This window comes from Streptomyces sp. NPDC090445, assembly GCF_044769385.1.
Taxonomy (GTDB): domain Bacteria; phylum Actinomycetota; class Actinomycetes; order Streptomycetales; family Streptomycetaceae; genus Streptomyces.
In genome coordinates, this window is sequence record NZ_JBIVXV010000005.1 from 272,223 (window position 1) to 285,725 (window position 13,503).

The 13,503-nt window shown below is 71.0% G+C and carries 13 protein-coding genes; 11 read left to right on the forward strand and 2 right to left on the reverse strand.

Features of this window, described 5'->3' with window-relative positions:
• Nucleotides 1-67 precede the first annotated feature (67 nt).
• The gene (locus tag ACIQUT_RS14545; RefSeq protein WP_403562959.1) at nucleotides 68-1,864 is read right to left on the reverse strand and encodes an FAD-dependent oxidoreductase; all 1,797 of its coding nucleotides are present in this window, start codon (nucleotides 1,862-1,864) and stop codon (nucleotides 68-70) included.
• Entirely contained in the window at nucleotides 1,861-2,133 is a 273-nt protein-coding gene (locus tag ACIQUT_RS14550) for a UBP-type zinc finger domain-containing protein (RefSeq protein WP_403562961.1), read from the reverse strand. The genes ACIQUT_RS14545 and ACIQUT_RS14550 overlap by 4 nt, the downstream gene beginning before the upstream one ends.
• Before the next feature lie 285 nt (nucleotides 2,134-2,418).
• On the opposite strand from ACIQUT_RS14550, the gene ACIQUT_RS14555 reads away from it, so the two are divergent.
• The 11 genes from ACIQUT_RS14555 to glgX all read left to right on the forward strand — a co-directional run bounded on the left by ACIQUT_RS14555 (nucleotide 2,419) and on the right by glgX (nucleotide 13,470).
• Nucleotides 2,419-3,243, forward strand: coding sequence for a type 1 glutamine amidotransferase domain-containing protein (locus ACIQUT_RS14555; RefSeq protein ID WP_403562963.1), 825 nt, complete (start codon nucleotides 2,419-2,421; stop codon nucleotides 3,241-3,243).
• A 48-nt stretch (nucleotides 3,244-3,291) separates the two neighbouring features.
• Nucleotides 3,292-4,935, forward strand: coding sequence for a thiamine pyrophosphate-binding protein (locus ACIQUT_RS14560; protein ID WP_403562965.1), 1,644 nt, complete (start codon nucleotides 3,292-3,294; stop codon nucleotides 4,933-4,935).
• 135 nt (nucleotides 4,936-5,070) lie between these two features.
• On the forward strand, nucleotides 5,071-5,508 hold the full coding sequence (locus tag ACIQUT_RS14565) for a nuclear transport factor 2 family protein (protein WP_403562967.1): 438 nt from the start codon (nucleotides 5,071-5,073) through the stop codon (nucleotides 5,506-5,508).
• A 26-nt stretch (nucleotides 5,509-5,534) separates the two neighbouring features.
• The gene (locus ACIQUT_RS14570; protein ID WP_403562969.1) at nucleotides 5,535-5,990 is read left to right on the forward strand and encodes a nuclear transport factor 2 family protein; all 456 of its coding nucleotides are present in this window, start codon (nucleotides 5,535-5,537) and stop codon (nucleotides 5,988-5,990) included.
• Nucleotides 5,991-6,004: 14 nt separating this feature from the next.
• Complete coding sequence (locus tag ACIQUT_RS14575; protein ID WP_403562971.1) at nucleotides 6,005-6,391, forward strand: nuclear transport factor 2 family protein; 387 nt, start codon at nucleotides 6,005-6,007, stop codon at nucleotides 6,389-6,391.
• 9 nt (nucleotides 6,392-6,400) lie between these two features.
• Complete coding sequence (locus ACIQUT_RS14580; protein WP_403562973.1) at nucleotides 6,401-8,017, forward strand: GMC family oxidoreductase; 1,617 nt, start codon at nucleotides 6,401-6,403, stop codon at nucleotides 8,015-8,017.
• Nucleotides 8,010-8,621, forward strand: a complete 612-nt coding sequence (locus ACIQUT_RS14585) for a DJ-1/PfpI family protein (protein ID WP_403562975.1) — start codon at nucleotides 8,010-8,012, stop codon at nucleotides 8,619-8,621. The genes ACIQUT_RS14580 and ACIQUT_RS14585 overlap by 8 nt, the downstream gene beginning before the upstream one ends.
• A complete protein-coding gene (locus tag ACIQUT_RS14590; RefSeq protein WP_403562977.1) occupies nucleotides 8,621-9,076 on the forward strand; it encodes a VOC family protein in 456 nt (151 codons plus the stop codon). Before ACIQUT_RS14585 ends, ACIQUT_RS14590 begins: the two co-directional genes overlap by 1 nt.
• A gap of 1 nt (nucleotide 9,077) precedes the next feature.
• Complete coding sequence (locus ACIQUT_RS14595) at nucleotides 9,078-10,898, forward strand: AGE family epimerase/isomerase (protein ID WP_403562979.1); 1,821 nt, start codon at nucleotides 9,078-9,080, stop codon at nucleotides 10,896-10,898.
• 41 nt (nucleotides 10,899-10,939) lie between these two features.
• Nucleotides 10,940-11,332 carry an STAS domain-containing protein gene (locus ACIQUT_RS14600; RefSeq protein ID WP_403562981.1) on the forward strand — a complete coding sequence of 131 codons (393 nt, stop codon included), beginning with the start codon at nucleotides 10,940-10,942 and terminating at the stop codon, nucleotides 11,330-11,332.
• On the forward strand, nucleotides 11,329-13,470 hold the full coding sequence (gene glgX / locus ACIQUT_RS14605; RefSeq protein ID WP_403562983.1) for a glycogen debranching protein GlgX: 2,142 nt from the start codon (nucleotides 11,329-11,331) through the stop codon (nucleotides 13,468-13,470). Before ACIQUT_RS14600 ends, glgX begins: the two co-directional genes overlap by 4 nt.
• Nucleotides 13,471-13,503: the final 33 nt, after the last annotated feature.

Sequence of the window (13,503 nt, forward strand, 5' to 3'; positions counted from 1 at the left end):
TCCGGCCCCTGTTCGCTCTCAGCCCATCGATCCCTCTCGCCCTCGGTCCATCGGTCGCTGTCCGCCTTCAGCCCATCGAGCGGTACCGGTGGATCAGCGAGACCGCCATCGCGCCCTCGCCCACGCCCGACGCGACCCGCTTGACGGAGTGCGCCCGGACGTCGCCGGCCGCGAAGACTCCCGGGACGCTGGTCTCCAGGGGGTACGGGGCCCGTTCGAGGCTCCACTCGGCCGGCAGCTCGCCGCCGTTCGCGACCAGGTCGGAGCCGGTGAGGACGAAGCCGTACTCGTCGCGCTCGACCACGCCCGACAGCCAGTCCGTGTGCGGGCGCGCGCCGATGAACGTGAACATGAAGCGGGCCGGGACCTCGGTGTCCTCGCCGGTCCCCGCGTCGTGCAGGGTCAGCTTCTCCAGGTGTTCGCCGCCGTCCAGCCGGACCACCGTCGTGCGGACCTTCACCTCGATGTTCGGGGTGCGCTCGATCTCGTCGATCAGGTAGCGGGACATGCTGGCGTCCAGCGAGTCCGCCCGCACCAGTACGGTGACCCGGGCCGCGTACTTCGCGAAGTGGACCGCGGCCTGCCCGGCCGAGTTCGCGCCGCCCACGATGTACACGTGCTGCGAGATGCAGGCCGAGCTCTCGGTGGTGGCCGCGCCGTAGTACAGGCCGGCCCCCTCGAAGCGCTCCGCGCCGGGCGCCTGGAGGCGGTTGTACGAGACCCCGGTCGCCAGGAGCACCGTCTCGGCGCTGATCTCGGTGCCGTCGGACAGCGTGAGGATCTTCGCCGGGTCGTCCCGGGTCAGCGACACCACCTCCACCGGGTGCAGGATCTCGGCGCCGAACCGGGAGGCCTGGATGGTGGCGCGGCGGGTCAGGTCGCCGCCGGACAGGCCGGAGGGGAAGCCGAGGTAGTTCTCGATCAGGCTGGAGGTGCCGGCCTGGCCGCCCGGGGCGCGGGAGTCCAGCATCAGCGTGGACAGGCCCTCGGAGGCCGCGTACACGCCGGCGGCGAGTCCTGCCGGGCCCGCTCCGACGATGACGCACTCGTAGTGCGGGCGGGAGGCGGTGGTGGCCAGGCCCAGCCGGCGGGCGAGCTCGGTGTCGCTCGGCGCGGAGAGCACGGAGCCGTCCGGGAAGCGGACCAGCGGCAGGGTCGCGTCGGGCTGGGCCGCGATCAGGGTCAGCGCCTCCGGGTCCCGCTCGACGTTGAGGAAGCGGAACGGCTGGCCGTTGCGGGTGAAGAAGTCGCGGACGGCGTGCGTGCCGGGGGCGACGAGGTGGCCGGCGACGATGATGCCGTCGTACGCGGGGCGGTAGGTGGCCAGCCAGTCCGAGAGCAGGTCGTCCAGGACCGGGAAGAGCCGCTCGTGCGGCGGGTCCCACGGCTTGAGCAGGTAGTAGTCCAGCCGGACCCGGTTGATGGCGGTGATCGCCGCGTCCGTCTCGGCGTACGCGGTGAGCAGCACCCGGCGGGCGTCGGGGAAGCGGCTGACGGCTTCGAGGAGGAACTCGACCCCGGTGACGTCGGGCATCCGCTGGTCCACGAGGAACAGCGCCGGGTCGTGGCCGCGCTCGTCGAGGGAGTCGAGGATCTTGAGGGCGTCGGCGGCCGAGGAGGCGCCGAGGACCCGGTACCGGTCGCCGTACGCGCTGCGCAGGTCGCGGCGGACGGCGCGCAGCACCTGCGGGTCGTCGTCCACCGCCAGGATGACCGGCTTCCGGTGCTCCGCCCGCTCGGCGGCCGCGGCGGTGGCAGTGCTTGCCGTGGCTGCCGTGGCTGCCGTGGCTGCCGTGCTTGCCGTGCTTGTCGTGGTCGGGGCGGCAGCGGCCGCGCCCTTGGTGCTCTCGGGGGCCGCACTCATGCCGGGTCCAGCATCAGCTTGTCGGCGTAGCACCAGGCCCAGGCCTCGCCCGGCTCGTGGGAGGCCGCGATCGGGTGGTCGGTGGTGCGGAAGTGCCGGGTGGCGTGGCGGTTCTTGGAGGAGTCACAGCATCCGACGTGCCCGCAGCTCAGGCACATCCGCAGGTGCACCCAGCTGTCGCCGAGGGCCAGGCACTCCTCGCAGCCCTCGCTGCCCGGCTTCACCGGGCGTATCTGATCGGTGTGTGTGCACAACAGGCCCGTCGTCATCGTCCGTCCCCGTCCCTCTCCTCGTCCGCGCAGTGCTCTGCCTCCGCGCGCCCGTGATTCACGGCGCGTCCAGACCATAGGCGGCGGGTGCGTGAACGGTTCAGTGATTCGGCCGAAGTCAGGAAGTCCCGCGGCTACTTCATGAACTCCGCGGACGACTTCGTGAGGTGCCCCCACCAGGTGTGCCGCTACCTCACGAAGTCGCACACCGGCGCTTTGACGCAGGCTCCCGGGCACAAGCAGTGTGGTGGACGCCAACACAACAGGCGGCGCCTGGAGGAATCCGTGAGCAGAAAGATTCTGGTCATTGTCTCCGAACACGGTTACTGGGCGGAGGAACTGATAGGCCCGGTCTCGAAGTTCGACGAGCGGGGCTACGAGGTCGTGTTCGCCACGCCGACCGGAAAGCGCGCGCACGCACTTCCGCCGAGCCTCGACGCGAACTACATCGACCCCCCGCTGGGCCGCTCGGTGACCACCGAGGAGAACGCCCGGCTGGGCCGGGAATTCGAGCAGTCGAGCCGGCTGGACTCGCCGCTGGACATCGAGGCGTGGGTGCCCGAGCGCCCGTACACGAGCGACGAGGGCTATCTGCGCAAGCTGGAGCAGTACCACCGCGACCTGGACCGGCTCGCGCAGGACATCGCCGAGTACGACGCGGTCCTCGTCGTCGGCGGCAGCGGCCCCATCGCCGACCTGGCCAACAACGAGCGCGTGCACGCGCTGATCCTGGCCTTCAGGGACGCGGACAAGATCGTGGCGGCCGAGTGCTACGGCGTCGCCTGCCTGGCCTTCGCCCGCGACTGGGGCGACCGCAAGAGCATCATCTGGGGCAAGCACGTCACCGGCCACTGCAAGGAGTACGACTACAAGGACGGCACCGGATTCCTCGGCACCGATTTCAACATGGGCCCGCCGCCGTACCCGCTGGAGTACATCCTGCGCGACGCGACCGGCCCGAACGGGGCCTACCACGGGAATTTCGGCCACCCGCTGTCGGTGATCGTCGACTACCCGTTCGTGACCGGACGCTCCACCCCCGACTCGTACCTCACGGGGCAGAAGATCGTGGAAGTCCTGGAGGACGGCCTCACCCGCTACGGCTGGTAATCCCCACGGCCGGCAATCCGGAGACGCTACGGGAAAGAGGGGGAATTCATGGGAGCCACTCCCGGACGGGAAAGGCTGATCGAGCAGTTCAAGGCCGACGGCCTGACGGTGATGTTCGGAAATCCGGGGACGGTGGAGCAGGGATTCCTCGACGCGGTGGACGCCGCCGAGGACTTCCGGTACGTCCTCGCCCTCCAGGAGACGGTGGCCGCCGGCATCGCCGACGGCTACGCCCGGGCCACCGGGGGTGCGGCCCTGCTCCAGCTGCACTCCGGCGTGGGCCTCGGCAACGGCATCGGCATGCTCTACCAGTCGCTGCGCGGCCACACCCCGCTCGTCGTGGTCGCCGGCGACGCCGGGATCCGCTACGACGCCATGGACGCGCAGATGGCCTGCGACCTGGTGGCCCTGGCGAAGCCGGTGACCAAGTACGCGACCCGGGTCACCGATCCGCGGTCCGTGCTGCGCACCCTGCGCCGGGCGGTGAAGATCGCCCTGACGCCGCCGCGCGGCCCGGTCTTCGTGGCACTGCCGATGGACGTGCTGGACGAGCTCAACTCCGAGCCGGTCCTGCCCGCCACGGTCCCGCTCACCGATGTCGCGCCGTCCCCGGCCTCCGTGGGGCGGGCGGCCGAGCTGCTGGCCTCCGCGGAGCGGCCCGTCGTCCTGGTCGGCGACGGGGTCGCGCTCTCCGGGGCGCAGCGCGAGCTCGCCGCCGTCGCCGAGCTGCTGGGCGCCGACGTGTACGAGGTGGACTCCTCCGAGGTGAACATCGCGGCCTCGCACCCGCTGCGCCGCGGACAGACGGGGCACATGTTCGGCCCGCACAGCAAGGAGCTGGTCGGGGACGCGGACGGGGTGCTGATCGTGGGCACCTACGTCTTCCCGGAGGTGTTCCCCGAGCTCGACAGCCCCTTCCGGGCCGGTGCCCAGGTCGTCCACATCGACCTGAACGCCTACGAGATCGCCAAGAACCACCCGGTGGACCTCGGGCTGGCCGCCGACCCGCGGCAGGCGCTGCGCGCGCTGGCCGGCGTACTGGAGGAGCGGCTCACCCCGCGGCAGCGGGCCGCCGCGGCCTCCCGGGTCGACGCCCGCACCCGGGAGCGGGCGCTCGCCGCCCGCTCCGCCGGGGACGGGGAGGACGGCACGCCGATGGCGGTCTTCCTGCGCACCCTGGCCGAGCGGACCGGCGGGGACCTGATCGTCTTCGACGAGGCGCTGACGACGTCGCCGCTGGTCACCCGCTACCTGCCGGCGGAGCGGCCGGGCGACTACCACCTGACCCGCGGCGGCTCGCTCGGGGTGGGCTTCCCGGGCGCGGTCGGCGTCAAGCTGGCCCGCCCGGACCGGCTGGTCGTCGGCTTCGCCGGGGACGGCGGGGCGATGTACACCTACCAGGCGCTGTGGACCGCGGTGCGGCACGGCGTCGACGCCAAGTTCGTGGTCTGCAACAACCGCAAGTACCGGCTGCTGGACGACAACATCGCCGAGTACTGGCGGGAGCGGGACATCCCGCAGCACGGCTTCCCGGACTCCTTCGACCTGTCCCACCCGGAGATCGACTTCGCCGGGCTGGCCCGGTCGCTCGGTGCCGAGGGGACGCGGGTGGAGAAGCCCGACGAGGCCGCCGCGGCCGCGGTCCGGATGCTGGAGCACCCCGGTCCGTTCCTCGTCGACATCCACATCTGAGCCGGCACCCGCATCTGAGCCGGCACCCGTATCCGGGCCGGCACCCGTATCCGGGCCGGCACCCGCATCCGGGCCGGCACCCGCATCCGAGCAGACCCGTCACGGCACCACCCAGCACGGACAGGAGGAGACCGCATGCCCGCCGAGCGGCAGCAGCTGACCGAGGACGCGATCCGCACGTTCGCCGAGAACTGGTACGCGGCACTGGACCGGCACGCGCCGGCCGACCAGGTGCTCGCGCTGATCACCGAGGACCTGGAGTTCAAGGTCCCCGAGGACACCTTCCTCGGGCACGAGGGGTTCGGCCGCTGGTACGAGGCCGTCACCCACCGGTTCTTCGACGAGGTGCACACGGTCACGAAGGTGGAGCCGGTCGTCGAGGGCGACCGGGCCGTGGTCCGGGTCCTCGTGAACTGGCAGGCCAGGATCTGGGACGCGCCGGCCGCCCGCAGCACCTGGCTCGGCTTCGACGCCGACCAGACGTGGACCGTGGTGGCCGGCCCGCAGGGGCCGCTGATCAAGCAGTACACCGTCAACGAGCTGGCCGCCATGCCCGGTTCGGCCTCCCTCTGAGCGCCGGCGAGCGAGGAGCGACGACGATGACCGAAGTGACACGGGAGCGGGTCGAGGCGGCCTACCGGGCCCTCGGCTCCGGGGACCGGACGCGCATCCTGGAGTACTACGCCGAGGACCTGCGCTGGCTGGTGCCGGGCAACCACCCGCTGGCGGGCTGGTACGAGAGCCTCGACGCGTTCCTGGACCTGATGGGCCGGACCCACAAGCTGACGGGCGGCACGTTCCGGATGGACATCCGGGCCGTCCTGACCGGCGAGGACTGCAGCGCCGACGTCTGCCGCAACACCGCCGTGCGGGACGGGGCCGACCCGGCGGGCACGTCCCCGTACGAGCGGATGGACTACCCGGTCTTCCACTTCATGCGGTGGCGGGACGGCCGGATCGTGGAGGGCCGCGACGGGCTCTTCGGGGACTCGGCGACCGCGTTCAGCCAGTTCTGGGCGGCGATCGCGCAGGACGGAACCCGCAGGGACCGATAGGGGAGGGGAGCGCGATGAGCGCCGTGGACACGCGAGAGATCCTTCGGAAGTACTACGAGTACGCCAACGCCGGGGACTGGGACCGCTGGTGCGACCTGTTCGCCGACGACCAGGTCATGGACGAGCAGCTCGCCGGTCACATCGAGGGGCTGGAGGTCCTGCGCTCGATGATGAAGGGCATGGGGACGATGTACCGCGTCTTCCAGAACCGGCCCGTGCACTTCATCGTCGACGCCGACGGGGAGAAGGCCGCGGCCGTCTCCCACCTCAGCGCCGTCAGCGCCTCCGGCGGGGCGGTCGAGGCCGAGGTCATGAACTTCTTCCGGATCGCGGACGGGAAGATCGCCTACATGGCGAACTTCCACGACACCGTCCCGTTCCAGGTGCTGAGCCAGGGATGAGGGGGAGACGTGACGTCCGCAGCTGAGTACGACTACATCGTCGTCGGAGCCGGCACCGCCGGCAGTGTCCTCGCCAACCGGCTGAGCGAGGACCCCGACGTCTCCGTCCTGGTCCTGGAGGCGGGCGGCAACCGCATCCCGCCCGAGGTGGACGACCCGTCCTCCTGGTACAAGCTGCTCGGCGGGCCCGTCGACTGGGGCTACACCACCGTCCCGCAGCCCGGGCTCGACGGCCGCCGCACCTACGAACCCCGCGGCAGGGGCCCCGGCGGCAGCAGCAACCTGTACATCATGATGCACATCCGGGGCCACGCCTCGGACTTCGACAACTGGGCCTACCAGGGCGCGGCCGGCTGGGCCCACGAGGACGTCCTGCCGTACTTCGCCCGCCTGGAGGCCCAGGAGGACGCCACCGCCGCCACCACCGGCACCACGGGCCCGCAGCGGGTCACCCACGCCGGCCGGCACCGGCCCAACCCGGTCTCGCGGGCCTTCATCGACGCCGCCGTCGAGCTGGGCCACGAGGAGATCGCCGACTTCAACACCGACGGTCCCCGCCGCGGCCTCTTCGGCACCGGCTGGCACCACATCGACGTCGCCGACGGCCGCCGCCAGGGCGCGCTCGCCGCCTGGCTGGAGCCGGCGCTGGCCCGCCCGAACCTGACCCTGCGCACCAGCGCCCAGAGCACCCGGCTGCTGTGCGACGGCGACACCTGCACCGGGGTGGAGTACGTACAGCTGGCCCCGGCCGCGGACCTTCCCGGCCGGACCGTCCGGGACGGCCACAGCGCCGCCTCCGCGCCCGGCCTGCACACCGTGCGGGCCCGCCGGGAGGTGATCGTGGCGGCCGGGGCGATCGAGTCCCCCAAGCTGCTGCTGCTCTCCGGCATCGGCCACCCGCAGCAGCTGCGCGAGCACGGCATCGCCGTCACCGCGGCCGTGCCCGGCGTCGGCGAGAACTTCCACAACCACGTGCTGACCGGGCTGATGGCCGAGGTCACGCAGGAGCTGCCGGCACCCGCGCAGAACCTGTCCGAGAGCGCGCTGTTCCTGTCGTCGCGCCCCGGGCTGCCCGCCCCGGACCTGCAGATCGCCTTCGTCCACGTCCCGTTCGACGTGATCGCCGGCAGGGACCACCCGAACACGGTGAGCATCCTGCCCGGGGTCGTCCGGCCCGTCTCGCGCGGCTGGATCAGGCTCGCCAGCGCCGACCCGCTGGCCCACCCGCTGATCAACCCCAACTACCTGGGCGACCGGTGGGACCTGGAGCGGATGGTGCAGGGCGTCAAGGTGGCCCGGGAGATCTTCGCGACGTCCGCGTTCTCGCCCTGGTACAAGCAGGAGCTGCAGCCCGGCCCCGGCCTGTCCACCGACGACGAGCTGCGGACCTTCGTCAAGCAGAAGTCGGAGAGCTACCACCACCAGTCCGGCTCCTGCCGGATGGGCATCGACGACCTCGCCGTCGTCGACCCCGAGCTGCGCGTGCACGGCGTGCGCAACCTGCGCGTCGTCGACGCGAGCGTGATGCCCGCGGTCCCGTCGGGCAACTGCCACACCGCGATCGCGATGATCGCCGAGCGCGCGGCGGACTTCCTCCGCGGCAGAGAGGGGCTGTCCCGTGGCTGACGCCGTGCTGCGCGAGGGCGCGCTGAGCGGGACCCGGATCGCGGTCCTGGTGGAGAGCGACTTCTACGAGCCGGAGATCTTCTACTACCAGCGCCGGTTCGCCGAGGAGGGCGCCGAGGTCGACTTCCTGACCCGGCTGTGGGGCAACGACTCGATCACCTTCACCGGGCACGAGTTCCGGGCGCCGTTCACCGCCGACCGGTCCCTGGAGGGGATCGGCGACGAGGAGCTGCGCCGGTACGCGGCGGTCATCGTGCCCTCGGGCATGGTCGCCGACCGGCTCCGCTACACCGAGGACGTGGACGTCCTCGCGCCGGCGACGGACCTGCTGCGCCGGGCCTTCGACGAGCCGACCGTGCTCAAGGGGATCATCTGCCACGGCATGTGGCTGGCGTCCTCGATCCCGGGGAAGGTCCGCGGCCGCAAGGTGGTCTGCCACAACAACCTGATCGGTGACGTCCGCAACATGGGCGCCCAGTACGTCGACGAGGACGTGGTGGTCGACGGGGACCTGGTCACCGGGCGCACGGGCGCCCACCACCACCTGTTCGCCCGCCGCATCATCGACCTGCTCGCGGCCGACCGGGGGCGGAGGGCCGGCTGATGCGCCGGATGGACTGGTCGCACGTGGGTCTGAACTGCGCGGACCAGAAGGCGACCGAGGAGTTCTACACCCGGTACTTCGGCTTCGCCCGGGCCCGGGTCGTGGACCTCGGCGACGCGCAGATCGTGTTCCTGCGCCGGGGGGAGGCGTACCTGGAGCTGTTCGCCTCCGGCACCGGCCCGGCCCGCACGGCACTGGGGGTCCCCCCGGCGGTGGCCGGGGGAGACGGGCCGCAGGAGCCGGGCCGGATGCGCCACCTGGCCTTCCGGACCGACAGCGTGGACGCGTTCCTGGCCGAGCTGGGCGACGCGGCAGAAGTGACCCTGGGACCGCTCGACTTCGACGACTTCATCTGCGGCTGGCGGACCGTGTGGGTCCGCGACCCCGACGGGGTGATCGTCGAGGTCAGTCAGGGATTCGAGGACGACCGCTCTCACGACAAGGACGGTGCATGACATGGCGGACGCCGTGAGCTTCTCCTTCTCCGACACCATCGCGGGCTACGTCAGCCGGTTCGACACCGCCTCCCGCCTGCTGCGCCTGAAGACCTCGGACGGCCGCGAGTTCGACGTCTCGCTGGCCTCCGGCCCCAGCGCCGAGCTGGTCCGCAACCTCGACGAGCCGTACATCGACGCCTCCGGGCACATCGACGAGATGCTCTCGCCCGGCCGGTACCTCTATGCCTACGGCGTCCACTACCCCGAGCACGGCGGCCGGTTCGACGCCAAGCGCCTGGTGTTCCTGGGCCGCGGCGCCGAGGACTACCGGTTCGAGGAGTCGGGCTGGTGGGTCAGGCAGATCGAGTCGCTGGCCGACTTCTACAAGCGGGCCCAGTTCGGCGACGGGCCGGTCGACTTCACCGAGTACCGCACCGAGATCCGGCTCGGCGGCGACAAGACCGCCAGCCACGTCCAGGAGACCGACACGATCTCCCGCCTGGTCTACGGCATGGCCTCGGCCTACCTGTTGACCGGCAAGGACGAGTACCTGGAGGTCGCCGAGCGCGGCACCGAGTACCTGCGCAAGCACATGCGGGTCGTGGACAGCGAAGAGGACGTCGTCTACTGGTACCACGGCATCAGCGTCGACGGGGACACCGAGAAGAAACTGTTCACCTCGGAGTTCGCCGACGACTACGACGCGATCCCGATGTACGAGCAGATCTACGCCCTCGCCGGCCCGATCCAGACCTACCGGGTCACCGGCGACGTGCGGATCAAGAACGACGCCGACGCCACCATCCGGCTCTTCGACACGTTCTTCCTCGACCGCGAGCAGGGCGGCTACTACTCGCACATCGACCCGATCCTGTTCAGCGCGGACCACGAGTCCCTCGGCGAGAACGCCGAGCGCAAGAACTGGAACTCGGTCGGCGACCACGCGCCCGCGTACCTGATCAACCTGTACCTGGCGACCGGCGACCCGAAGTACGCCGACTTCCTGGAGTACACCTTCGACACCATCGCGGAGCGGTTCCCGGACTACGGGCACAGCCCCTTCGTGCAGGAGCGCTTCTTCCGCGACTGGTCGCACGACACCGAGCACAGCTGGCAGCAGAACCGCGCGGTCGTCGGCCACAACCTGAAGATCGCCTGGAACCTGATGCGGATGAACTCGCTGAAGGCCAAGCCCGCCTACGCCGACCTCGCCCGGAAGATCGGCGAGATCATGCCGGACGCCGGCAGCGACCTCCAGCGCGGCGGCTGGTACGACGTGGTCGAACGGATCAAGCAGGGCGACCAGGAGGCGTACCGCTTCGCCTGGCACGACCGCAAGGCCTGGTGGCAGCAGGAGCAGGCGATCCTCGCCTACCTCATCCTGCACGGCACCATCGGCAGCGAGGACTTCCTGCGCGAGGCCCGGCAGGCCGAGTCCTTCTACAACACCTTCTTCCTCGACCACGACGAGGGAGCCGTCTACTTCAACGTCCTCGCGAGCGGTACCCCGTACCTGCTCGGGACCGAGCGGCTCAAGGGCAGCCACTCGATGTCCATGTACCACTCGGCGGAGCTCTGCTACCTCGCCGCCGTCTACAACAACCTGCTCATCAACGGCCGGGAGATGGACTTCCACTTCAAGCCCGACCCGGCCGGCCTGCCCGACCGCGTGCTGCGCGTCTCGCCCGACCTGCTGCCGGCGGGCTCGGTGCGGATTGCGTCCGTCGAGATCGACGAGAAGCCGTACACGGACTTCGACGCGGACGGGCTCACGGTCCGGCTGCCCGACGTCCAGGGGCGGGTCAAGGTCAAGGTCCGGCTGCGGCCGGTGACGTCATAGCGCTCAACGGGGGGCGCCCCGAGAGAAGGGGAAAGCAAGCCATGACTCTGAACGTGAAGGAACGCCGGAACAAGGCGGGCACCGTGCTCGTCGCCACCGGCGAGATCAACAGCGAGACCTCGGGACAGCTGCTGGCGGCGCTCCTGCCGCTGGTCCGCGAGGGCAGGCCGCTGCGCATCGACCTCACGGCCGTCACGTACGTCTCCAGCGCGGGTCTGCGCACGCTGCTGGTCGTCTACCGCGAGGCACAGCACGCCGGCGTCGCCGTCACCCTGTACGGGGTGAGCGAGGAAGTCCGGTTCGTCATGTCGGCCACCGGCTTCCTCGACTTCTTCGAGACCGGCGAGGCCGCCGCGGCCGAGGCGAAGGCCAAGGCGGGCACCCGGGCCGCTGACAGGACCAGGACCCCGGTCGAGAGCGCGGTCGCCCGATGACCGAGTCCCGGTCCGAGCAAGTCCTGCGCGTCGACGCGTACCCGACCCACGAAGTGGGCGGGTACCGCGTCCGCGCGGGCAAGCCCTACCCGTTCGGGGCCAACGTGGTCCCCGGCGGGGTCAGCTTCTCCGTCTACTCCGACCAGGCCACCTCCATGACCCTGGTCATCTTCAAGCGCGGAGAGCCCGAGCCGATGGCCGAACTGGAGTTCCCCGAGGAATTCCGCACCGGCAGCGTCTTCGCCATGACGGTCTTCGGCCTCGACCACGAGAACATCGAGTACGGGTACCGGGCCGACGGCCCCTACGACCCGGTCACCGGCCACCGCTTCGACGCCCGCCAGGTCCTCTCCGACCCCTACGCCCGGCTGATCGCCGGCCGGGACGTGTGGGGCGTGGAGCCGGACCGCAGCCGCGGCTACCAGTACCGCTCCCGGGTCTGCCTGCAGGACTTCGACTGGGGGGACGACACACCGCTGCGGCTGCCCGCCGAGGACCTCGTCGTCTACGAGACCCATGTGCGCGGCTTCACCCGGCACCCCTCCTCGCAGGTCACCGCCCCCGGCACGTTCGCGGGGATGCGGGAGAAGATCCCGTACCTGAAGGAGCTCGGGGTCAACTGCATCGAGCTGCTCCCGGTGTTCGAGTTCGACGAGAGCGACAACCCGCGGACCGACCCGGAGACGGGCGAGCGGCTCTACGACTACTGGGGCTACAACACCGTCTCGTTCTTCGCGCCCAAGGCCGGCTACGCGGCCACCGGACGCTACGGGATGCAGGGCGACGAGTTCCGCACCCTGATCAAGGACCTGCACGCCGCCGGCATCGAGGTCATCCTCGACGTGGTCTTCAACCACACCGCCGAGGGCAACGAGCAGGGCCCGACGATCTCCTTCAAGGGCCTCGACAACGCCACCTACTACATGCTCACGCCGGAGGGGTACTACTTCAACTTCAGCGGCACCGGCAACACCGTCAACTGCAACCACCCCGTCGTGCGCAACTTCGTCCTCGACTGCCTGCGCCACTGGGTCGCCGACTACCACATCGACGGGTTCCGCTTCGACCTCGCGGCCATCCTCGGCCGCTCCCCCGACGGCACGCCGCTGCCCAACCCGCCGCTGCTGGAGACGCTCGCGTTCGACCCGGTCCTGCGGCACACCAAGCTCATCGCCGAGGCCTGGGACGCGGGCGGACTCTACGAGGTCGGCAACTTCCCGGCGTACGGCCGCTGGGCGGAGTGGAACGGCAAGTACCGCGACACCGTGCGCCGCTTCCTCAAGGGCGACGCCGGGGTCGCCGGGGAGCTGGCCACCCGGCTCGCCGGCTCGCCGGACCTGTATTCCGGCCGCGGCACCTCCGCCTCGGTCAACTTCCTCACCGCCCACGACGGCTTCACCCTGGCCGACCTCGTCGCGTACAACGACAAGCACAACGAGGCCAACGGCGAGGGCAACAACGACGGGGCGAACGACAACAACAGCTGGAACTGCGGGGCGGAGGGGCCCACCGACGACCCCGCGGTGAACGAGCTGCGGCTGCGCCAGACGAAGAACGCGCTGGCGATCCTCTTCACCAGCCAGGGCATCCCGATGCTGCTGGCCGGGGACGAGGTCGGCCGCACCCAGCAGGGCAACAACAACACCTACTGCCAGGACAACGAGCTGTCCTGGTTCGACTGGGGCCAGGTCGACGAGAACGCCGAACTGCTCCGCTTCACCCGGGAGATGATCGCCTTCCGGGGCCGCCACCGGGAGCTGCGCTCCACCTCCCACCCGACCGGGCAGATCCGCGAGGACCTGGGCCTGCCGGACATCAGCTGGCACGGCGCGCGGGCCTGGCAGCCCGACTGGTCGGGCGAGAGCAGGCTGCTGGCGGTGGCCCGCTGCGGCCTCGGCGACGACGACGTCGTCTACGTGGCCATGAACTCCCACTGGGAGGCGCACGACCTGGAGCTGCCGGCGCTGCCGCACGGCCGCAGCTGGCACCTGTTCGCGGACACCGGGGCCGAGGCTCCGCACGACATCCGCACCCCCGGCACCGAGCCCGAGCTGGACAACGCCGGGAAGTACCTGATCGGCCCGCGCTCGGTGGTGGTCCTGGTCGGCCGCACCCCGAACCCGGACCGCGCGCTCTAGCCGCGGTCCCGCCGCGGGGCGCCGCCCCGCGGC

What these genes read in the sequence shown, in the direction of transcription:
- ACIQUT_RS14575 (WP_403562971.1), top strand. Translation starts at nt 6,005, where the DNA reads ATGAGCGCCGTGGACACGCGAGAGATCCTTCGGAAGTACTACGAGTAC.
- ACIQUT_RS14545 (WP_403562959.1), bottom strand. Translation starts at nt 1,864, where the DNA reads ATGAGTGCGGCCCCCGAGAGCACCAAGGGCGCGGCCGCTGCCGCCCCG.
- ACIQUT_RS14560 (WP_403562965.1), top strand. Translation starts at nt 3,292, where the DNA reads ATGGGAGCCACTCCCGGACGGGAAAGGCTGATCGAGCAGTTCAAGGCC.
- ACIQUT_RS14570 (WP_403562969.1), top strand. Translation starts at nt 5,535, where the DNA reads ATGACCGAAGTGACACGGGAGCGGGTCGAGGCGGCCTACCGGGCCCTC.
- ACIQUT_RS14550 (WP_403562961.1), bottom strand. Translation starts at nt 2,133, where the DNA reads ATGACGACGGGCCTGTTGTGCACACACACCGATCAGATACGCCCGGTG.
- ACIQUT_RS14600 (WP_403562981.1), top strand. Translation starts at nt 10,940, where the DNA reads ATGACTCTGAACGTGAAGGAACGCCGGAACAAGGCGGGCACCGTGCTC.
- glgX (WP_403562983.1), top strand. Translation starts at nt 11,329, where the DNA reads ATGACCGAGTCCCGGTCCGAGCAAGTCCTGCGCGTCGACGCGTACCCG.
- ACIQUT_RS14565 (WP_403562967.1), top strand. Translation starts at nt 5,071, where the DNA reads ATGCCCGCCGAGCGGCAGCAGCTGACCGAGGACGCGATCCGCACGTTC.
- ACIQUT_RS14595 (WP_403562979.1), top strand. Translation starts at nt 9,078, where the DNA reads ATGGCGGACGCCGTGAGCTTCTCCTTCTCCGACACCATCGCGGGCTAC.
- ACIQUT_RS14590 (WP_403562977.1), top strand. Translation starts at nt 8,621, where the DNA reads ATGCGCCGGATGGACTGGTCGCACGTGGGTCTGAACTGCGCGGACCAG.